The sequence below is a fragment of the Photorhabdus laumondii subsp. laumondii genome (assembly GCF_003343245.1).
Lineage (GTDB): Bacteria > Pseudomonadota > Gammaproteobacteria > Enterobacterales > Enterobacteriaceae > Photorhabdus > Photorhabdus laumondii.
This window is the reverse complement of the sequence record NZ_CP024901.1, coordinates 944795-965211: the sequence shown is the minus strand read 5'-3', so window position 1 is coordinate 965211 and position 20417 is coordinate 944795. Positions and strand designations below refer to the sequence as shown.

At 46.6% G+C, this 20417-nt stretch carries 18 protein-coding genes; 13 read left to right on the top strand and 5 right to left on the bottom strand.

Translation table 11 applies throughout. The annotated features are described in order from the left end of the window. Window positions 1-17: 17 nt before the first annotated feature. Window positions 18-791 (bottom strand): transcriptional repressor AgaR, encoded by a 774-nt coding sequence (gene agaR / locus PluTT01m_RS04300; RefSeq protein ID WP_011145204.1) that lies wholly within the window; start codon window positions 789-791, stop codon window positions 18-20. 399 nt (window positions 792-1190) lie between these two features. Here agaR and ampC point away from each other — a divergent pair, with 399 nt between their 5' ends. Beyond that, window positions 1191-2348 carry a class C beta-lactamase gene (ampC, locus tag PluTT01m_RS04295; protein WP_011145203.1) on the top strand — a complete coding sequence of 386 codons (1158 nt, stop codon included), beginning with the start codon at window positions 1191-1193 and terminating at the stop codon, window positions 2346-2348. 80 nt (window positions 2349-2428) lie between these two features. On the opposite strand, the gene PluTT01m_RS04290 is transcribed toward ampC, so the two are convergent. The 3 genes from PluTT01m_RS04290 to PluTT01m_RS04280 form a co-directional block, all read right to left on the bottom strand. Then, a complete protein-coding gene (locus PluTT01m_RS04290) occupies window positions 2429-3727 on the bottom strand; it encodes a Tle-like phospholipase domain-containing protein (RefSeq protein WP_011145202.1) in 1299 nt (432 codons plus the stop codon). A 33-nt stretch (window positions 3728-3760) separates the two neighbouring features. Then, entirely contained in the window at window positions 3761-4237 is a 477-nt protein-coding gene (locus PluTT01m_RS04285) for a CesT family type III secretion system chaperone (RefSeq protein WP_082302930.1), read from the bottom strand. Between the two features lie 225 nt (window positions 4238-4462). Continuing rightward, complete coding sequence (locus PluTT01m_RS04280) at window positions 4463-4759, bottom strand: hypothetical protein (RefSeq protein WP_011145199.1); 297 nt, start codon at window positions 4757-4759, stop codon at window positions 4463-4465. Window positions 4760-5157: 398 nt separating this feature from the next. Between PluTT01m_RS04280 and PluTT01m_RS04275 the strand changes: the two genes are divergently transcribed. The 10 genes from PluTT01m_RS04275 to PluTT01m_RS04225 all read left to right on the top strand — a co-directional run bounded on the left by PluTT01m_RS04275 (window position 5158) and on the right by PluTT01m_RS04225 (window position 16263). Continuing rightward, a complete protein-coding gene (locus PluTT01m_RS04275) occupies window positions 5158-7272 on the top strand; it encodes a type VI secretion system Vgr family protein (protein ID WP_041379930.1) in 2115 nt (704 codons plus the stop codon). A gap of 2 nt (window positions 7273-7274) precedes the next feature. Next, entirely contained in the window at window positions 7275-8633 is a 1359-nt protein-coding gene (locus PluTT01m_RS04270; protein WP_011145197.1) for a VRR-NUC domain-containing protein, read from the top strand. Window positions 8634-8649: 16 nt separating this feature from the next. Continuing rightward, on the top strand, window positions 8650-9795 hold the full coding sequence (locus tag PluTT01m_RS04265) for a DUF3396 domain-containing protein (protein ID WP_041379929.1): 1146 nt from the start codon (window positions 8650-8652) through the stop codon (window positions 9793-9795). Between the two features lie 37 nt (window positions 9796-9832). Further along, complete coding sequence (locus PluTT01m_RS04260; protein WP_041379928.1) at window positions 9833-10066, top strand: hypothetical protein; 234 nt, start codon at window positions 9833-9835, stop codon at window positions 10064-10066. 92 nt (window positions 10067-10158) lie between these two features. Beyond that, window positions 10159-11373 carry an ADP-ribosyltransferase gene (locus tag PluTT01m_RS27855; protein WP_049789738.1) on the top strand — a complete coding sequence of 405 codons (1215 nt, stop codon included), beginning with the start codon at window positions 10159-10161 and terminating at the stop codon, window positions 11371-11373. 635 nt (window positions 11374-12008) lie between these two features. Further along, a complete protein-coding gene (locus PluTT01m_RS04245) occupies window positions 12009-12242 on the top strand; it encodes a hypothetical protein (RefSeq protein WP_041379927.1) in 234 nt (77 codons plus the stop codon). Window positions 12243-12284: 42 nt separating this feature from the next. Continuing rightward, complete coding sequence (locus PluTT01m_RS04240) at window positions 12285-13643, top strand: VRR-NUC domain-containing protein (RefSeq protein WP_011145194.1); 1359 nt, start codon at window positions 12285-12287, stop codon at window positions 13641-13643. Window positions 13644-13659: 16 nt separating this feature from the next. Further along, the gene (locus tag PluTT01m_RS04235; RefSeq protein WP_011145193.1) at window positions 13660-14805 is read left to right on the top strand and encodes a DUF3396 domain-containing protein; all 1146 of its coding nucleotides are present in this window, start codon (window positions 13660-13662) and stop codon (window positions 14803-14805) included. Between the two features lie 36 nt (window positions 14806-14841). After that, window positions 14842-15987 carry a DUF3396 domain-containing protein gene (locus tag PluTT01m_RS04230; protein ID WP_011145192.1) on the top strand — a complete coding sequence of 382 codons (1146 nt, stop codon included), beginning with the start codon at window positions 14842-14844 and terminating at the stop codon, window positions 15985-15987. Window positions 15988-15990: 3 nt separating this feature from the next. Then, window positions 15991-16263: a PAAR domain-containing protein gene (locus PluTT01m_RS04225; RefSeq protein ID WP_011145191.1), complete on the top strand. Its 273-nt coding sequence runs from the start codon at window positions 15991-15993 to the stop codon at window positions 16261-16263. Window positions 16264-17332: 1069 nt separating this feature from the next. Here PluTT01m_RS04225 and PluTT01m_RS04220 read toward each other — a convergent pair. Further along, window positions 17333-17530 (bottom strand): hypothetical protein, encoded by a 198-nt coding sequence (locus PluTT01m_RS04220; RefSeq protein WP_041379926.1) that lies wholly within the window; start codon window positions 17528-17530, stop codon window positions 17333-17335. Between the two features lie 703 nt (window positions 17531-18233). Between PluTT01m_RS04220 and PluTT01m_RS04210 the strand changes: the two genes are divergently transcribed. Then, a complete protein-coding gene (locus PluTT01m_RS04210; protein WP_011145189.1) occupies window positions 18234-18866 on the top strand; it encodes a response regulator transcription factor in 633 nt (210 codons plus the stop codon). Further along, on the top strand, window positions 18863-20407 hold the full coding sequence (locus tag PluTT01m_RS04205; RefSeq protein ID WP_011145188.1) for an MASE1 domain-containing sensor histidine kinase: 1545 nt from the start codon (window positions 18863-18865) through the stop codon (window positions 20405-20407). Before PluTT01m_RS04210 ends, PluTT01m_RS04205 begins: the two co-directional genes overlap by 4 nt. Window positions 20408-20417: the final 10 nt, after the last annotated feature.

Sequence of the window (20417 nt, the reverse complement as noted above, 5' to 3'; positions counted from 1 at the left end):
AAGAATCTCGGTAAGAACTATTCGTCGGCAATAACCACATCCACGCCGAGTTCAATTAATGCCCGCCTGTAGTTATCAGGGATCCGACTGTCAGTAATCAGCCGATGAATCTGTCCGGCCTGACGGATCAGGCAAAAGCTTCTGCGCCCAAATTTACTGGCATCCGCCACCGCGATAATTTCATGCGCCACCTCACACATTACGCGATTAAGGTGGGCTTCACCGGGATGTGGCGTGGTTATCCCTGCTTCCAGATCAAAACCATCGACGCCAAGAAATAGGGTGTCAAAGCGATATTGACGCAATTGCTGTTCCGCCGCCGGACCATAAAGCGAGTAGGAGTTCTGGCGTACACTCCCGCCAAGCACCATCACCTCCATCCGGTCAAACCCCGCCAGTTCATAGGCGATATTCAACGCGTTAGTCATGACGACCAGATCACGCCGCTCTTTAAGAAATGGCGCGATTTGCGTAGTCGTCGAGCCGGAATCAAGGATCAGAGCATCACCATCCTGAACAAACTGTGCCGCCCTAGCCGCAATGCGCGATTTCACATCACGATTGATCCGGCCTTTATCTTGCAAGGGACGATCAAAGGCGAATTGCTGATTCAACATGGCACCGCCATAGGAACGCAATGCACAACCTTTTTGTTCCAGATAACGCAGGTCATTACGGATAGTGACGCTGGAAACCCCAAAACGGGTGCTCAAATGTTCAACACGCACGCTGCCCTCATGGCACAGCAAGTCGATAATCTGTTCACGTCTTTTTACGGTATCCACAGCCATTCCGTTATACTCCTCAGATTTTCAGCAACAAATTTATGTCGCCTGTGATGAATTGCTTTCCCTCTCTTTCGATTTAATTACAGCAAAAGCAACCAAACGAAATTGTGATCGCTATTACAGTCTATTATATAGACAAAAATCGGCATAAAAGGTTTCGATTAGAAACAAAGCGAAAGAAAATATTAAATTTTCTGATTTCTGGCTATTTACCCAAAAATCAGTTTTCATCCACCTTTTGGGTAACAATTGATATCAAGAAACGAAAGCGCTTGGTTTTCAATCCGCAACCGCAAAGTTTTATTTTGTCAGGTGATAGAGATCACAAATTTTGTGATTGGGTGTACAAATCCTGATAAAATCCAAGCCTGAAAGCTCTCACTGTAATTAAGGACACACCACATGACAAAACGATTTTCGGTGCTGACTGGCGGATTGCTGCTTACCGCTTCTCTCGGCGCTCAAGCCTCGAATACCGCCGATCAGACCCGTCTGACAAATACTGTTGATAAGACCATACACTCCCTGATGCAGGAATATGACATTCCAGGAATGGCGATTGCAGTGACTTTCCACGGTCAACATTTTTTCTATCAATACGGTGACGCATCAAAAGAGAGCAACACGCCGGTCACCAAAGAGACAATCTTTGAATTAGGCTCGGTCAGCAAAACCTTTACCGGCAGCCTGATTTCTTGGGCGCAGGTGACGGGAGCCATTTCCTTCTCCGATAAGGCCAGTCAGCATTTTCAACCGCTTGCAGGTAGCGCCTTTGACAACATAAACTTGCTGAATATTGCCACCTATACCGCGGGTGGCCTGCCATTACAGTTCCCTGATGAGATCGACAGCAATAACAAAATGGTGGACTGGTTCCAGCACTGGCAGCCAACGTACACGCCCGGAACCTACCGCCAGTACTCTAATCCCAGTATTGGCCTTGCGGGTTATATCGTTGCCCAACGCCTTGAAAAACCTTACTCAAAACTGATGGAAAACCAGATCCTTTCACCGCTTGGTCTGCACCATACCTGGTTTAACGTACCCGCACAGGAGATGAAAAATTATGCGTTGGGTTATTCAAAAGAGAATAAACCGATTCGCATCAACCCCGGTGTGCTGGATGAGGAAGCCTATGGTCTGAAAACCAGTGCACAGGAGCTAATTAGCTTCGTAGATGCAAATATCGATCCTTCCCGCGTAGGTGACAGCAAGCTGGCACAGGCCATTCGGGCAACTCATACCGGTTATTACCGGGTGGGGGAAATGACGCAAGGGCTGGGCTGGGAACTTTATCACTGGCCTGTTACCCTTGAGCAGGTACTGAGCGGCAACTCGGCGCAGATCGCTTATCAGGCCAACAAAACCACGGAACTAGCGCTACCAGAGCCGCCAACGGATGCGCTTTTTATCAATAAAACCGGTTCCACCAATGGCTTCGGCACGTATGTTGCGTTTGTGCCGCAAGAGCAAATGGGCATTGTGCTGCTGGCCAACAAAAATTACCCCAACGAGGCGCGTATTAAAGCGGCCTGGCAAATCCTCAACGCGCTGAAATAAGGTGCAATTGCGTTAAATACTGTGTCTATTAGCAGTAACAGCGCCTCCCGCAGGAGGCGCTGTCCTAACATATCAAGTCATTAAGCCAGTAAAGCTTCCAAACCTGCGGTCACTGACTCCATACGGTGACCGCCTGAATGCTCAATCACATAACGCTTGCCTACCTGAGAAGAGGCATCCAAGCCCCAAATACCATGTTCGGCCTTCTGACTCAGCGGATCGCTACTGGTATTGATGTGGGTGACATTGGCACTATCCAACTTGTCGGCCAACCGATCTCGCAACCCTACATGCAATCCCATGCTGTTAAATGCAGTGACCTTGATCCCATGCTTGATGCCCGCATATTGTGCTAGCCCGCCGCCCAAGGAGTGACCCAGAACCTCAACCTTACCGCCATATTGTTTAGTAAAGGCTTTGACCAAGCGGTCAGCATCCTGAAACGCGCTGTCCTTGATCCCCAAAGCAGCGCCGACATCACTCTTCACCGTGCCAGGGCGCTTGGTCGGCTGAGTGCCCACAAAGGAGAGCACCATAGTGTCGTCACTCTTATAGACAGCAACCTTGAGCGCAGACCAGCTATCTCCCTCAAGGATTAAAGGATCATTCTCCCCTTTGCTGGGGCGAACATGCAGGGTTAACTCACTGCCGGTTCCGCCAGTGCCATCCTCCCGGCGAGCCAATATCGAGGACGGGATATCAGCTAAAGTGGCATGACTGTAACCTGCTGGCATATCCCGATAGCTACTGGAGCAACTGATTCTCGCCAATTGGGCCGCATCCATTACTGCTTTAGCTCCCACAGCATTCAACGGCTCTTGTTCTGCTTTAGCCACAAACGCGGGTTTGGCGATCACCTTGGCAGAATTCAGCAATTGCTCGGCACGCGTTCCAGCCTGCAAACGATCGGACGCGCCAAGAGGTAAGTGCGAGACTCCCTTCGCGCCCGCTCCAGCCAGCCCCAAGGCAGAAGATGCCAGCAAACGCCCTGTGGATTCCGCCAGGTTTTTAACGCCTACAACACCGACCGAAATTGCACCGCTCGTTACACTACTGGTGCCGCCCGTGATATTAGCCAATCCCTTGATAATGGCCCCAGTCCAGTAGCGCGCCTTACCTTTGGCACTCTGTGCGTGGGAATCATGTCCTCCCTGTATGGCAGTGCCAATCTTGCGAGCCGGAGCACTCAATGTCAGATATTTCAGTGTAGTGGTCAGCACCTTGCCCGGCGACACCTGAGTACCAAGACCCGTACTGGTGTAATGGGAAGCAAGATGATGATGAACATTATTATTGCGAGATGGTGTCTGTACCTCTCCGTTCGAAAGGGGCGACAATGCCGTCGTTTTGAAAGTTTGCCCAAGACTTTGAATAGACATCTTATTCTCCTTTGCTATTCAGATAACCGCTACTCAGCATGCGATGGCTGAGCCAAGTAATGGATGCGGCGCAGACGCTCCGTTCTGCTGGGTGTTGATCGCCTGAAACTGGGCCTGCAAGCTGACACCAAGATCGAGAAACTCACCCAGAGTTTGCATAAATGCAGTTTCGTCGAACATCTCGATCAACGCAGAGAAGCTCAACACCAGATAATTGGTACGACTGTCCAGACTGATCTGACTGCCGCCGGTGGTGAGACCGAACATATTCAGCTCAAGGGCAGCCCGAGTCAGCATCAACTGGCCCGGTTCATCTACAGGTAATCGCAACAAAGGAATATAGAGATAAAATGCCTGAACGTCGTCGTTATCCGGTACTTCAACGATGCACTCTCCACCTTGGCCGAAAGGCACTGTACAGTGATCATCGCCGCCAATGCTCAAAGCCACGCCTTGGCGCTCACCCACAAGGTGCAACCATTCCGATACTGTCTGTTGATATGCTTTCACTATGATGTTCTCCGCTCGTTATCCCTTACAGACCAAGGGCTTCGCACGCAATAGAAAGTGTGATCATGTTAACAATCACTGGCAAGCCGTGATTTATCCCTAGGGCGAAGTTTTTTATATCGACGTCGAAATAGCGCCTTATCGGCAGTTGGGTTGCACCATGCAAATGCGGTTCGAATCCACCGTACCCAACTTGGCTGACAGGTGTTGTCCCAGTAGTGTAGGTTAATTCATATGAGTTGTACGGGCTGGATCGTATTCCCACCACCACTCAAAAGAGGGAAGCCGTGACGACTCAAAACTTTCCAGCAGCAGGATATCGGTGAACAATCCCCCTTCAAATAGATTGTCGCAGGAAAGACCACTGACGGAACAATAACGCTTATTATCACGCACCCAAATCAAACTACCGCTGTAATAGGCAGTCAATCCATTAATGTAATCACGAACCTCAGGAGATGCGGTAATCAATACCTCCTTTTGTAACCGCAAGAACAAGATGAGTTCCCAATAATGCTCCATGCTCTGTTCAACCGTATATACCCGTTATCTTTCAAGTTGCCTCTTATTAATTAAAGAATTCAATATGAAAAATCGGAATTGAGAACGATTAATTAGCCATTTTGCGTGATATTTATCACATTTTTTCATGTCCATATGATAAATATCGTGATCTTGTGGTCATAATATTTAGAGAGTGAAATTCTCTGTTATTTGTCTCCACTCCATCCTACTCAGTTGGACGCGGTCTATTGTTCTCTCTAACGCCACGTATTAAATGATGGCTATTTTACGCTGTCATTTTTTTACCGCGGAACAGACCGGCGCTATTTAAAAGAGCCGCTTGTAATGGCTCGTTTAATGGCTTCTTACGTTATCCCCGTCTCAGGATAATGGTTCAATTATGTAGGGTTTCAAATATGGATGGATTAGTTTTCACCTGCCGAATTGGCGCACTGCCCCAAACCACCTTTCAGGTCGCGCAATTTACTTTACAGGAAGAGCTGTCACAGCTTTATCGCCTGACGTTAAAGGTGGTGAGCTCACGTGATGATATTCCCCTGAATGAACAACTGGGGGACAGTGCATCATTGGTCATTACCCGTAATGGCATCACCGAACGGACCATTAATGGCATGATAACCGGCGCTGAACAGGGTAATACCGATGGTCGTAGCACTTTTTATATTTTCACTGTCCGTCCCACAATGTGGCTGATGACGCTCAATCAGGATAGCCGTATTTTCCATCTGAAGTCTGTACCCGAAATCTTAACGATCTTGCTTAAAGAGCATCGTATTTTATTTACCCGCGATACGCTCTATAAACGCCATGCCGAACGGGAATACACCACGCAAAAACGCGAATCCGCTTATGATTTCTGGTGCCGGCTGGCGGCGGAAGAGGGCATTATCTTCTGGTTTGAGGAAGAACAGACGTTGTTCTGTGATTGCCACCTGGGCATGCAGGCGGATATCGCTCTGACTTACAATACGCATCCTGAAACGGACGAGACCGATACCACGGCGTACCAGTGGAGTTATGGCGAATACCTGTGTTCGAATGGCACGGTCCAGAAAGATCATAACTTTCTTAACCCCAAATATTCGCTTGAGCATCAGAAGCAATCCGACGATAGCGGGCACCATTCGGTGTTTGAAAGTTACGGGCGTTTCCAGTGGGACGAGGAAGGAAAACCTTTTACCCAATTGCGGCTGGAACAGTTACGAAACTACAGTAAAGTCGGTACCGCCAAAACCAACTGTATCCGGCTGCGGCCGGGCAAAATTTTTACCCTGCAATCCCATCCCATAGAGGCCATGAACGACCGCTGGCAGGTGATCTCTGTCACGCATCATGGGTGGCAACCTGTCGCGTCAAACGGCGGGGGCGAAGGCACAACACTGACCAACGAGGTCGCCTTTATTCCCGGAAACCAGGACTGGCGGCCCCCTTACCGCTACAAACCCCTGGCGGACGGTGATGAAGTCGCCACGGTGGTCGGGGTGGGAAGCGAAGAGATTTATGTGAACGAACACGGCGCGATACGGATCCATTTCCACTGGAACCGTTACGATAAGGCGGACGACCACGCGTCTTGTTGGGTGCGGGTGGCACAGGGCTGGAACGGTAACGGTTTCGGTTTTATGGCGATACCGCGCGTCGGGCAGGAGGTGATCGTCAGCTATCTCAACGGCGATATCGACCGTCCGATTGTAACGGGGTGTACCTATAACGGCCTCAACCGCCCGCCTCTTAATTTACCGCTGGAGAAAACCCGTACCACCTTTAAAACCCGGACTCTCGGAGGGCAGGGATTTAATGAACTGCGCTTTGAGGATGCCAGAGGAAGCGAGGAAGTGTTTATTCATGCTCAGCGGGATATGAATACCCAGATTCTCCGGGATAAAACCACGCAGATAGGCCATGACCAGCAAACAGAAGTGGCGCATAACCGTACCGCGATAATTAAAAACGATGATGATGAAGCCGTGCAGGGCGGCCAGACGCTTGAAGTTGGTCAGAATCAAACGGTGACTATTAAAGGTCAGCAAGCCCTTTCCGTGGGTAAAAGCCATCAATTAAACGTCGCCGATAACCAGCAAATTACTGTGGGTAAACATATCACGGTGCACTCTGAAAGCGGGCAAATCACCATTGGGAATGCAGGCGGACAGATAGTTATTGACCCGATGGGCAATATCCGCATCGAAGGGGTCAGCATCACCATGACCGACCATATCATCGGCAAGAAATCCGCCGGTGCGCTGTTTGACTACTCCGCCCGCTATACCCTGCTGAGTGAGCACAGCGATAAGCCGCTGGTGAATGTCCCCTACACCATCACCACCGGCGAGGGTCAGGTTATCCCGGGTAAAACTGACGCGCTGGGCAGAACGGTGACGGTGCAGAGTGAGGCGGAAGAAAATCTGCAACTGAGTTCACCGGAAGCCTCACCGAAACCTAAGCAAACCTTATACCGAGTCAGCGGTAACACGCAGATAGAGTATGTGATGGAATTTACGGAGAAATAAGTATGGCAATATCTAACAGTGGTAAAATGTGTCCGGCCGTGACCTCAATTAACTGTACGATGGAAATAGGGGTCTTTCCCGCCGATGAAGATCCCTGTTATCTGGCGGAAAAAGCCGAGTATGCCCTGCGCCTGCCGGCAATGATTATCACCAAACTGGGGGCTATTCGCTTTCTCAATCAAGTCATTATGAGTGGGTTGATTAAGGTTGAAGAGCTTAAGCATGACTTTCTGTGGCCCTATAAAGCAGAAGTAGTGTTTGCTATCCGAGGAGAGCAAGATGTCCCCTTACCCATGCTGGCAACCAGTCAAGACTCTAAGCAACGTTATGGTGATAATTTACCGCAATCCAGTAATCCGTTTGCCCGGCCTTCTGCCGAAGACGCGGAGAAATTTGGTGTTGTTAGTATCCGCCGGCCCGATATTATTCTGGTTAAAGAGGAAGCTCTCCGCTGGCCGGGCAGAAATGCCACCTACTTCGATGGTTCTGTGCACCCTGATAATTTGAAGATGTTGATTGAGGTGAAATTTCCGGGCGATAAACTTGCTGAAGATCAAGAAATAGATTACATACAGATTGCGACCGAAGATCGCTTTGGTGTAATGCGTATCAGCGATAATCGCACAGAAGAGCAAAAACAGTATGACGAAGCGTGGCGAAAACATTATCAACCCGACTCCCAACACTATAAAAACCCCATACCTCTAGCCCCGCTGCCACCCGGTTCGCCGCCTGATGATGAAGCTTTACCCGCTCCTCCCGCAGAGGGTGTGCCGGGGACTATTCCGCAGCCGCTGACAAAAAATCCACCGCTTCTCAGCACTTCCCGCTGGTCGTTTTTACCCAGCTATGAAGACTGGGTTGTCCTCGGGCAGGAGGTGGCTGGTCTGGCCGAAAATGGGCTGAATTATGTCCTCGACAGTACCCGAGAGCTTCTTGCCCAGTTTGGTTCATGGCTCAATCAAACCGGCAAGTGGGTGTGTGAAGAGATTATTGACCCGATAAGCCATCAGATCAGCTACGCTTTTTCCTGGGTTAATGAACAAACGGGGAAAATCGTGACCTGGACGGAGAGTGAGATAAAAGCCCGGTGGCAGACTGTGCAACAGGGTTCAGACATCACCCTGGAAGAGCTTAAAAACATTAGCTGGATGCAGATATTGAAAGAGGTGGGGGAAGGCATGCTGGAAATGGTGGTGATTATTGCCGGTGTTGCCGTTGTTATCCTGGTCACTCTTGCCGTCGCTGCTGCGCTGATTGCACTGGTGGAAATTTTAGCCGCGGCTGCTGCGGTAAGCGCCGCTGCGTTAGCTGCCGTTCTGACAATATTGGCGAGTGTGACATTCGCCACCGCTTCATAACTAAATGGAAAATATGATGGAAACTGTAGATTACTTTGCCCAGTTGAGATCACAACTGGCCGCGTTTACCTTCCTCAATGGTGATGGGCTAACCATTTCTCGTCTTGGGATTTCTATCACTCTGTTTTTTAAACAGGGCTACACTCAGGAGAAAAAACAACGCATTCTGGCCTGCTACCGGCGCTTTCGGGAGGAGTTCGGTACTCATCTGCGTTTTCACAGTCATTCATTAAAGGGATTAAGCAAATATTCACCGGAAAATATTATTAAGATGGAGGAAGGTATTCTCGCCAGGAAAAAAAACCAGCTCTGTGGTTGGGTCGTTAGTGATGCTAAAAATGAAGATGAGGCACCTAAGTATCTGATGCGTTACCTAGATTCCCGAGAAATTGATGGTGATGATGGTAGCTCCTACCTGAGTCTAGTGCTGCCCTGGGATTATCTGAAAGAACAAGAGGGCATGACCCGGTTTATGGCCTGGCTGGACTTTCTGTGTGAACAACTCGAACCGGACAGTGGAGACTGTGGCTACTGTCTGGTCCTGCCCAAAGATTATTATGATTACTTTCCCTTAGAGTACCAGCTAGCGCAGCGTTACCCCGCATTGCAGGTTAATTCTGCGGTTCATACAGCCAAATTACAGTATGGACATTCCATCCGTGGCATTAATTGGATCACCCTGCTGTCCAAACGATTTGTAAACCGACTGGGTGGAGAATTCTGGATACGTCAGGTGCTGCGCCCCTACCGGGATGTGGTGATTACTTCTTACCGTGATGGCCTGATTATCCGGGCCGGTGAATACCCGGACTTAACCCCACTCCCGGGCAGTGTCCCGGAGAGTTATTTTGCTATTAACCAGTTGATACGTCCGATACGGGTGATACCTCGTGAAGGCCATTCATTGCACTTCTATGGTGAAGGTCATTTTAATTCAACTTCTACCCTGGCCTGGTATGCCCGTTATGACCGAAGTCCGCTGCAAGTGACCCCTTTGAAAGGTGACCATCCGGCACTGGTCAGCGGGATCTGGCAAACCGACAGCCTGCCTGGCAGGCAGTACTTCTTTGCTCAGGGTGCGATGGCTTTTGATGTTGAAGGTGCAGAGACGGGTACAACTATCTGGCATCTGATACGGGAAGCGGCAAATATGTGGGAATAACAGATTATCCACCGACTCATCACTCACGGAGAAAATGATGGAAACTGTAGATTACTTTGCCCAGTTGAAATCACAACTGGCTGCGTTTACCTTCCTCAATGGCGATGGGCTGACTGTTTCCCGTCTGGGTCTTTCGATTACCCTGTTTTTTAAACAGGGCTACACCCAGGAGAAAAAGCAACGCATTCTGGCCTGCTACCGCTGTTTTCGTGAAGAATTTGGTACTCATCTGCGTTTTCATTGTAGTGGTCTAATAAAACCTAAAACCTAAAGTAAACAAAAGCCTAGTCGATTCTTTACATAAACAGGGCAAGAAAAATACTAAGATATCCCTAATTAACTCAACCTATTTTGGAAAAGATAATGCCAATCTCACCTATTAGCGGCCATATGCCGCTTAGCCAAATACAAGTTCCGCAACATGCCACAACTTCTCCTCTACTCGAACAGGGCAATCGTCTGTTCGAACAGTCTGTTCGGCGTGGCCCTCTTCACTTTCAGAGTTCGTCGCTCAAACATTTGTGCGCCGAGCTGCGCCAATTGCAGAATGCTCCCAGCAGTATGCAAGCCCGGCGGGTGCAGGATGCTATTCAGCACTGGGAGAACCACCACCCCAAAGAGGTGATGGCCCGTAGTACCCGCCTTGCTGAACTTAAACAGGCTCTGGCAGAACAAGGCACCGTGGGGCGCACTCTACAATCAAAGGTGATGGCAACCGGTCCCCAAGTAATATTAAAACAGCCCATGCCGGCCTTACCACAATCTATCGCCGCTCAGATCACCAAAGCCCAGACTGGCTGCACCACCACCTTGGTCTCCTCCGCGACAGCCGAACTGATAAAGCACAATCAAAACAACCAACAGCACATCAAAGACAGTGATGGACGAAAGCCTGTTAATAACATGCCACCGCCCCCACCACCGCCAATGGCAGATAAAACGCAAAAAGTAAAGAAATGGGTAGTCAATACGGACTCTAAGCAGCTCCAGGCACTCAGGTATTATTCCGCACAGGGATATAATCTTATAAATACCTACCTGCGTGGAGGAGAGTACGTTAAGCATCAAGCTATTGAAACATTATTGTCGAGAAATTACTTACACAGTAATGAACCAACGCCTCAAGAATTTGATGCAGGAATGCGTGCATATATTCAAGACGTCACAGAGGGATTAAATGAGCTTGCTATCACGGATCATAAAAAAGTTTATCGCGGGTTAAAATTCGATAAATCAGAACTTAAGAATTTACTGGATCAATATACTACAGAGGGAAACATCATTGCGGAAAAAGGGTTTCTTAGTACCTCGCCAGATAAAGCCTGGGTCAATGATACTATTCTGGTCATAAATCTTGAGTCAGGCCATAAAGGTCGTATTTTAGGGGACGCAGCTCATTTTAAAGGAGAAGCAGAGATGCTATTCCCCCCTGAGTCAAAAATGTTAGTGGAGAAGGTTTTGAATCGCGATGATAAAGAATTTGATTCCCACTTTTCAAATCTGAGACTAACAGATGATGCGTCAGCAGATACCACAAGGATTAAAAGGATTATTAATATAAAAATGCTGAACGAATAAAATCACCCGCCCAGAAAACGGAACTTCAGGGCGCAAAATTTTATGTGAAAAGAGATATTAAAGATTTTATACCTTATGGATTTCAAGATGGATCGCGACGACAAGGGAGCTACTTATTTTATTGCAGGTTAACCCTTTTATTATTAACCAAATTAAATCTACTTGATGTTATTTCAACACGCCAAACGGGCACGTTGTCATTGTGCCAGATATTGTGACTGCTCCCCGCCGTAAAGAGGATGTCGCAAAAGGCCAGCATTGAAAATAAACCCGCAGAGATGTATTAATTAAAGAATTCAATATGAAAAATCGGAATTAATAGCGATTAATGAACCATTTCATGTGATACTTATCACATTTTTTTATGTCCATATGATAAATATCATGATCTTGTGGTCATAATATTTAGAGAGTGAAATTCTCTGTTATTTGTCTCCACTCCATCCTACTCAGTTGGACGCGGTCTATTGTTCTCTCTAACGCCACGTATTAAGTGATGGCTATTTTGCGCTGTCATTTTTTTACCGCGGAACAGACCGGCGCTATTTAAAAGAGCCGCATGTCATGGCTCGTTTAATGGCTTCTTGCGTTATCCCCGTCTCAGGATAATGGTTCAATTATGCAGGGTTTCAAATATGGATGGATTAGTTTTCACCTGCCGAATTGGCGCACTGCCCCAAACCACCTTTCAGGTAGCGCAATTTACCTTGCAGGAAGAGCTGTCACAGCTTTATCGCCTGACGTTAAAGGTGGTGAGCTCACGTGATGACATTCCCCTGAATGAACAACTGGGCAGAAGAAAATCTGCAACTGCGTTCACCGGAAGCAACCCCCAAGCCGAAGCAAACCTTATACCGTGCCAGCAGTAACACGCCGGTAGAGTATGCGATGGAATTTATGGAGATATAAGTATGGCAATATCCAACAACGACAAGATGTGCCCGGCTGTCACATCAATCACCTGTACGATGGAAATCGGCGTCTTTCCCGCCGATGAAGATCCCTGTTATCTGGCGGAAAAAGCTGAATATGCCCTGCGCCTGCCGGCAATGATTATGACCAAACTGGGGGCTATTCGCTTTCTTAATCAAATCATTATGAGTGGGTTGATTAAGGTTGAGGAACTCAAACATGACTTTTTATGGTCCTATAAAGCAGAAGTGGTGTTTGCTATCCGGGGGAAGAAGGATGTTCCTTTGCCCATGCTGGCGACCAGTCTGGCCTCTAAACAGCGTTATGGCGATAACTTACCGCAATCCAGTAATCCGTTTGCCCGGCCTTCTGCCGACGACGCGGAGAAATTTGGGGTTGTTGGTATCCGTCGGCCCGATATTATTTTGGTTAAAGAGGAGGCTCTCCGCTGGCCGGGCAGAAATGCCACCTACTTCGATGGTTCTGTGCACCCCGATAATCTGAAAATGTTGATTGAGGTGAAATTTCCGGGGGATGTGCTCTCTGACAATCAGGAACGAGATTATATCCAGATTGCAACAGAAAAACGCTTTGGGGTAATGCGCATCGACGATAACCGTACAGAAGAGCAAAAACAGTATGATGAAGCGTGGCGAAAACTTTATCAGCCCGGCTCCCAACACTATAAAAATCCGATCCCACTGGCCCCGCTGCCGCCCGGTTCGCCGCCTGATGATGAAGCTTTACCCGTACCGCCCGCAGAGGGTGTGCCGGGGACCATTCCGCAACCCCTGACAAAAAATCCACCGCTTCTCAGTACTTCCCGTTGGTCGTTTTTACCCAGCTATGAAGACTGGGTTGTTCTTGGGCAGGAGGTGGCTGGTCTGACTGAAAATGGGTTGAATTATGTCCGCGACAGTACCCGGGAGCTCCTTGCCCAGTTTGGTACCTGGTTAAATCAAGCTGGGAAGTGGGTGTGTGAAGAGATTATTGATCCGATAAGCCATCAGATCAGTTACGCGTTTTCCTGGGTCAGTGAACAAACGGGAAAAATCGTGACCTGGACGGAGAGTGAGATAAAAGCCCGGTGGCAGACGGTGCAACAGGGTTCAGATATCACCCTGGAAGAGTTAAAAAACATTAGCTGGATGCAGATATTAAAAGAGGTGGGGGAAGGCATGCTGGAAATGGTGGTGATTATTGCCGGTGTTGCCGTTGTTATCCTGGTCACCCTTGCCGTTGCTGCTGCGCTGATTGCACTGGTGGAAATTTTAGCCGCGGCTGCTGCGGTAAGCGCCGCTGCGTTGGCTACCGTTCTGGCAATATTGGCGAGTGTGACATTCGCCACCGCTTCATAATTAACGGAGAGAAAATATGGAAACTGTAGATTACTTTGCCCAGTTGAAATCACAACTAACCGCGTTTACCTTCCTCAATGGCGATGGACTGACTGTTTCTCGTCTGGGTCTCTCTATTACTCTGTTTTTTAAACAGGGTTACACCCTAGAGAAAAAGCAACGCATTCTGGCCTGCTACCAGCGTTTTCGGGAGGAGTTTGGTACTCACCTGCGTTTTCACCGTCATGAGCTGGAAGGGCTCAAAAAATATTCACCGGAAAATATTGCCAAAGTGGAAGAAGGTATTCTTAATCAGAAAAAAAACCAGCTTTCTAGTTGGGTCGTCAGTGACGCCAAAAATCTCTATGAAGCGCCTCGTTATCTGATGCGTTATCTGGATTCCCGAGAAATTGATGGTGACGATGATAGCTCTTACCTAAGCCTGACACTGCCTTGGGATTACCTAAAAGGACAAGAGGGCATGGCTCGTTTTATGGCCTGGCTGGAGTTTCTGTGTGAACAACTCGAACCGGACAGTGGGGACTGTGGCTACAGCCTGGTCATCCCCAGAGACTACCATGACTACTTTCCCTTAGAGTACCAGCTAGCGCAACGTTACCCCTCCCTGCAAGTCAATTCTGCGGTTCATACTGCGGTATTACAGTATGAACACTCCATTCGTGGCATTAATTGGATCACCCTGCTGTCCAAACGATTTGTAAACCGATTGGGTGGAGAATATTGGATACGCCGCACGCTGCGCCCCTACCGGGATGTGGAGATTACCCCTTATTCCAATGGTCTGATGATCCGGGCCGGTCAATACCCGGACTTAACACCACTGCCGGGCAGTGTCCCGGAGAGTTATTTTGCTATTAACCAACTGATACGCCCAATACGAGTCATTCCCCGTGAAGGCCATTCCCTGCACTTTTATGGTGAAGGTCATTTTGATGATATTTCCACACTGGCCTGGTATGCCCGTTATGACCGTGGACCGCTACAAGTGACCCCTTTGAAAGGTGACCATCCGGCACTGGTCAGCGGGATCTGGCGAACCGACAGCCTGCCTGGCCAGCAGTACTTCTTTGCTCAGGGTGCGATGTCTTTTGATGTTGAAGGTGCAGAGACGGGTACAACTATCTGGCATCTGATTCGGGAAGCGGCAAGTATGTGGGAATAACAGATTATCCACCGACTCATCACTCACGGAGAAAATATGGAAACTGTAGATTACTTTGCCCAGTTGAGATCACAACTGACCGCGTTTACCTTCCTCAATGGCGATGGACTGACTGTTTCTCGTCTGGGTCTCTCTATTACTCTGTTTTTTAAACAGGGTTACACTCAGGAGAAAAAACAACGCATTCTGGCCTGCTACCAGCGTTTTCGGGAGGAGTTTGGTACTCACCTGCGTTTTCACCGTCATGAGCTGGAAGGGCTCAAAAAATATTCACCGGAAAATATTGCCAAAGTGGAAGAGGGCATCCTAAATCAGAGAAAAAATCAGCCTTCTACTTGGGATATTAGTGATGCTAAAAATATCTATGAAGCGCCTCACTATCTGATGCATTACCTAGATTCCGATGAAGATGATGGTGACGACAGTAGCTCTTACCTCAGTCTGGTATTGCCCTGGGATTATCTAAAGGAACAAGAGGGCATGACCCGATTCATGGCATGGCTGGACTTTCTGTGTGAACAGCTCGAACCTGATTGGGGAGACTGTGGTTACTGTCTGGTCTTGCCCAGAGATTATCATGATTATTTTCCCCTAGAGTACCAACTGGCCCTGCGCTACCCTTCCCTGCAAGTCAATTCCACTGTTCACACCACACTGGATGATTATGCCCACTCCATACGAAGCATTAACTGGATCACCCTGCTGTCCAAACGATTTGTAAACCGACTGGGTGGAGAATATTGGATACGCCGCACGCTGGCAAGCTACCCAGATGTGGTAATCAGCCCTTACTCCAATGGTCTGATGATCCGGGCTGGTCAATACCCTGACTTAACGCCGCTACCGGGTAGTGTCCCGGAGAGTTATTTTGCCATTAACCAGTTGATACGCCCGATACGTTTTGTTCCGAGAGAAGGTGATTCCCTGCATTTTTACGGTGCTGGTCATTTTAATTCAACTTCCACCCTGGCCTGGTATGCCCGTTATGACCGGGGACCGCTACAAGTGACCCCTTTGAGAGGTGACCATCCGGCACTGGTCAGCGGGATCTGGCAAACCGACAGCCTGCCTGACAAACAGTACTTCTTTGCTCAGGGTGCGATGGCTTTTGATGCTGAAGGTGCAGAACCGGGGACAACCGTCTGGCATTTAATACGAGAAACGGAAAATACAACGGAGTAAATAATGCGCAGTGTAGTGGAAGGAAAAAAAATTATCCTTAAAGGTGATACCACAACAACCGGAGGTGAGGTTTTAAAGGGTTCCGATTTGGTAAACCAACAACTATCGGTTGCCTGTAAAGGTGACCCGGTGTTTTGTCCCGCCTGTAAACAAACCGGCGCGATTGTGGAAGGTTCTAACTTGTTCAATATACAAGGAACACCTGTCGCGCTGGAGGGACATTTTGTTAATTGTGGTTGCCCGACTGGCGTTTGTCGATTAAAGGTACGGTCATAACTATCAAATGCTAAAGCCTTTAATTGGAATACCCATAAAACCGGAGCCGGTTTTAAACTGTGATTAAAAGTTATTTTTTTAACCTATGATTTTAATCGATATCTGGTTTTAATCTTTTTTTATCTTTTGGATATTAGCTTTTTGCTAAATTTAAACATTATGATATATACCCTATGGATTTCAAGATGCATCGCGACGGCAAGGGAGAGAATCCCTGGGAGCATAGATAACGATGTGACCGGGGTGAACGAGTGCAGCCAACAAAGAGGCAACTTGAAAGATGACGGGTATATCGTGGTTTTACGTTTAAACGAACGTTAATCATATCCGATTTATTTTGACTGGCACTGTTTTACCGATGTTGTTTTACCAATATTTTTTTACCAATATTGTTTTACTGGCAATTCTGCGAGCTTTTATAAATTATCACCTTTTGTTTTTTCTTTATTAAATCACTAATAAATAGTTTTCTAGTATAGAGATACCATTAATGTTTTTTAGGATAACGCCTTTTCAGCGCTTAAATCCAGCTAAATTAATCGTTTTATCTCTTCTTTAATCGCATTTTTATTGATTTTTTCGTAAAACGATGGTGAAAAAATACTTTAATGTCAATCTATTCTATTAATGTTATTTTACGTGATTATTACTTTTCAACTCTCGGTTAATGGTTAGTGAATTTCGACTAAATGTCATTAATTACGCTACTGAAAATTTTGATTTTCTTGGTTAAATCAGTCTGTTTAATAAAGTGATTAATTTCTCTGTTTGTCTTTTTAAATAGTCATGACTGGTTAGGTAAATGTAAAATAAGTGGAGGATAGTATTACCGATTTACCGATAAATGGATTAAACATAGCAGAGAATAGGTTGTTTTTAGTCACTTTATGTTTTTTAAAAAATTGGCATCAATGGTCTACCTATTTTTTAACCCTTAGTTGATTAATCACCGGTAAAAGGGAAATGTAAGTTAAAAAAGTAATGTTAAAAATATGATAAGATTGTACTGTAGTTTTCATTCTGATGGGGTGCTTATTTTTAATTGGAAACCTGTTATGACGAACGGTTTTTATTGCTTAATTGTGGTAAGTTTAATAGCTTTTACATTTTCTGAATCGTATTTAACCTCCTTGTTTTCATTAAACTGATATTTAGGTTTTCTCGTTTCTCGTTTCTCTTTTTCTGTATTTGATTTTTTAGGTTTAAAACCAGTGAGGGTGGCAGAACTGCTAACGAAATTAAGATTAACACAAATTTCTTTAATCATTTTTAATATTACTAAACATTCTTGCTTTTCTGGGGTTAATCTAAAGGCCGCTCGGTTTTGTCTCTGATTTTTCGTAAACTTGTTGCAGTCAGGCAAAATCTTTTATTTAAGAAAATTGGTTTAATACTGTTAATACTGTTAATACTGTTAATGCTGTTAATGCTGTTAATGCTGTTAATGCTGTTAATGCTGTTAATGCTGTTAATGCTGTCATTTTTTCCACCTTATTTAATCAATTTAAAACCTGTTTTTTCTGATGTTTTCTCTTCCAATGTCAGCATGACATAGGACTTTTTACCCGCTTTTAAAAATCCTTAATCAATTCTTTTTACTTTTGATGATTAACGTTTTTACCTGTTTTTTCGTGGTTAGCCTGGCCTCTTTTCCAGCTTTTAAAACCACACTGATAGATAAAAAAGGCTTTTTTTAACAATTGCCCCGTAAATCCTAGCCCTAATGGAGGGTTTACGGCGATTTTTGCTAATCCCCATTTTTCTGGCTTTCGCCACGCCAGTACTCAGAGCATAAAGATGGCTCATAAACGCATAGTTAACAAACAATCCTTTCCCTCCATCGACTTAGTCATCCATCAACTCACTAAATCTGTTAGCTTTCTTGCAGATTTAGTTGATTAATTTGCACAACCTGCCTTTTCCTGCACATCATGCAACTTATTGCATTTACCATTATTCATTAAAAAATCATGATTAAAGTTGCACTTATTGACGACCACGTAGTCGTCCGTTCCGGTTTTGCCCAATTACTCACGCTTGAGAATGATCTTGAAATCGTCGGGCAATACGCCAATGCCAAAGAAGCCTGGTCGGGTTTACTCAGAAACCCGATTGATGTTGCCGTGATGGATATCGCTATGCCGGATGAAAGTGGTTTGCACCTGCTCACCCGGTTACGGCAAAAACGGCCTGATTTCCGCACTATTATTCTCAGCATTTATGACACCACAGCATTTGTTCAAAGTGCGCTGGATGCCGGTGCCTGCGGCTACCTCACCAAACGATGTGGCCCAGAAGAATTAGTACAGGCAGTACGTTCCGTACATCAAGGCGGGTGCTATTTGTGTGCCGATGCACTAAAAGCACTGCGTCAAACATCACAGAAGGTTACAGCACTGCAAGTCCTAACCCCCAGAGAACGGGAAATATTTGATCTGCTGATCAATGGCATTAATGTTAAAACTATCGCAGAACAACTCTATCTCAGTCATAAAACGGTTCATGTGCATCGTGCCAATATTCTCAGCAAACTCCAGTGCGATAGCACCATTGATCTGGTCCATTACGCTCTGCAACACCAGATTCTCATGGGGAATCCATGAACAGAGGATCACGATTTGGCCTGTTATCACTCTTTCTGCTGATTTTTTATTCGCTGAGCTGGCTTGCTCTGTGGACCATCAGCTTCTACCTGAATGACAATGGGCAACAAGCTGCACTACTTCTGCCACAAGGGTTGCGGCTAGCGCTGTTTATCCTACTGGGGCGTCGTTACTTACCCACCTTGTTAGCCACTGAGATTACCATTTTGCTATGGCTTAGCAGCGAACAACTTATTACTCACAATATCATTCTGTTATCCCCCTTTCTCAGCCTAATACCCACCTTTATCGTGCAACAATTTTGGTGGCGCTATCCCCTATATTGGCAACGACTCTCAATTCTGCTGGCTGGCGTCGCCGCCAATAGCGTATTGCAGGCTATTTGTCTAGGATTTACGCTGACTGCCGGTGCCAGCCACCTGTTTCTCACCTCGTTAACCGGTGGCGTTTTATTGTCACCTTTTGTTTATCTGATCTATGAATATCTACGTCAGCAACATCTAAAAAATATGTTGCAACCGAGTGACCCTGATCCGCAGTTACGCCCTTCGTTGTTGATGTGGTGTTGCCTATTCTGCTTGCTAGGATTGAGCGCCCAGATCTTTATGTCACCAGAAATTGAAAGCCTTTTGGTGATTCTCATATTTATCCCTAATGTCTTTATGGCCTACCGCTACGGCTGGCAAGGCGGCGTACTGGCGGCTTTACTCGGGAGCCTAATGATCACATCAGCTCGACAATTCAGTGGCGCTTTTAACGATTTAGGTGAGCTGGAAATGTTCCTGACTATTCAGGCTTTATTAGGCATAGGTCTGGGGATAGCCATCAGCCGTCAACAACAGCTCGCTGAAAATTTACAACGTTACCGTGAACTCTTAGAGCAGGAGTTAACTGCCCGCCATAATCTGATGAAGAAACTGGTTCACACAGAAGAAGACGTTTGTAAAAGTATTGCCCGTGAGTTACATGATGAAATTGGTCAGAATATTACTGCCATTCAAATTCAGGCAACGCTGATAAAACGTACCGCCACCACCCCGGCAACAGAAATGATCGCAGAACAGATCAATAACCTGGCCCAACAAATTCATCAATCCACCCGTCAATTATTACGCCAATTGCGCCCGCCGGTTCTGGAAGAGATGTCCTTAGAAAAAGCACTTCACCATCTGATCCATGAATTGGCATTTAAAGAACGAGATATTGATTGCCAGTTGAATTACCAGCTTCCGCAAAATCCAACCAATGAAACGGTGGTTTTTACCCTTTACCGTCTGGTTCAGGAGTTACTGAACAATATCAGCAAACATGCCAAAGCGACTCGAATCGCTATCATCCTGCGACAGCACCGGGATGTGATTGAACTCAGAATCAGTGATAACGGCATCGGCATTACAGAAGATAAAAGAAAAGGTGGATTTGGCCTCCAAGGTATTGAAGAACGTATCCGTGCGTTAGGTGGCGATTGGCAGTTAAGCAATGATAACGGCACGCGTATAATTGTTAAGCTGCCCACAAATTCTGATGAAAATCAGGCATAACTAAGAATGA

Coding starts and splice junctions, on each gene's coding strand:
- PluTT01m_RS04225 (WP_011145191.1), top strand. CDS start 15,991: ATGCGCAGTGTAGTGGAAGGAAAAAAAATTATCCTTAAAGGTGATACC.
- PluTT01m_RS27855 (WP_049789738.1), top strand. CDS start 10,159: ATGCCAATCTCACCTATTAGCGGCCATATGCCGCTTAGCCAAATACAA.
- PluTT01m_RS04290 (WP_011145202.1), bottom strand. CDS start 3,727: ATGTCTATTCAAAGTCTTGGGCAAACTTTCAAAACGACGGCATTGTCG.
- PluTT01m_RS04245 (WP_041379927.1), top strand. CDS start 12,009: ATGGATGGATTAGTTTTCACCTGCCGAATTGGCGCACTGCCCCAAACC.
- agaR (WP_011145204.1), bottom strand. CDS start 791: ATGGCTGTGGATACCGTAAAAAGACGTGAACAGATTATCGACTTGCTG.
- PluTT01m_RS04280 (WP_011145199.1), bottom strand. CDS start 4,759: ATGGAGCATTATTGGGAACTCATCTTGTTCTTGCGGTTACAAAAGGAG.
- PluTT01m_RS04275 (WP_041379930.1), top strand. CDS start 5,158: ATGGATGGATTAGTTTTCACCTGCCGAATTGGCGCACTGCCCCAAACC.
- PluTT01m_RS04235 (WP_011145193.1), top strand. CDS start 13,660: ATGGAAACTGTAGATTACTTTGCCCAGTTGAAATCACAACTAACCGCG.
- PluTT01m_RS04265 (WP_041379929.1), top strand. CDS start 8,650: ATGGAAACTGTAGATTACTTTGCCCAGTTGAGATCACAACTGGCCGCG.
- PluTT01m_RS04220 (WP_041379926.1), bottom strand. CDS start 17,530: ATGATTAAAGAAATTTGTGTTAATCTTAATTTCGTTAGCAGTTCTGCC.
- ampC (WP_011145203.1), top strand. CDS start 1,191: ATGACAAAACGATTTTCGGTGCTGACTGGCGGATTGCTGCTTACCGCT.
- PluTT01m_RS04260 (WP_041379928.1), top strand. CDS start 9,833: ATGGAAACTGTAGATTACTTTGCCCAGTTGAAATCACAACTGGCTGCG.
- PluTT01m_RS04205 (WP_011145188.1), top strand. CDS start 18,863: ATGAACAGAGGATCACGATTTGGCCTGTTATCACTCTTTCTGCTGATT.
- PluTT01m_RS04270 (WP_011145197.1), top strand. CDS start 7,275: ATGGCAATATCTAACAGTGGTAAAATGTGTCCGGCCGTGACCTCAATT.
- PluTT01m_RS04240 (WP_011145194.1), top strand. CDS start 12,285: ATGGCAATATCCAACAACGACAAGATGTGCCCGGCTGTCACATCAATC.
- PluTT01m_RS04230 (WP_011145192.1), top strand. CDS start 14,842: ATGGAAACTGTAGATTACTTTGCCCAGTTGAGATCACAACTGACCGCG.
- PluTT01m_RS04210 (WP_011145189.1), top strand. CDS start 18,234: ATGATTAAAGTTGCACTTATTGACGACCACGTAGTCGTCCGTTCCGGT.